General features: G+C 54.4%; 1 pseudogene. It reads right to left on the bottom strand.

The annotated features are described in order from the left end of the window. Nucleotides 1-237 (bottom strand): annotated as a pseudogene (locus VCHENC03_RS27740) (hypothetical protein); the annotation flags it as partial.

Here is a 237-nt window from a genome sequence, read left to right as displayed (position 1 = left end):
ACGACATCTTCACTCACAGGCTCACTGAGGCTGATCGTGTACTCAAGGTAACGGTCATCACCTTCGGTGACATCGTCTCCAGCATTCACCGTCAGCGTTGCAGTTGCGTCTTCGTCGACACCATTTGCTTGGTCATCAAGGATATTCGCTGTCGCGCTGTCAGTCTGCGAACCAGTGACTTTACCGCTGGTCGTCGATGCGGTCAGCTCAACGCTTTCAGCGCTCTCAGTCACCGCA

Source organism: Vibrio sp. HENC-03 (genome assembly GCF_000305755.2).
Classification (GTDB): Bacteria; Pseudomonadota; Gammaproteobacteria; order Enterobacterales; family Vibrionaceae; genus Vibrio; species Vibrio owensii.
This window is presented reverse-complemented; position numbering and strand designations above follow the sequence as displayed.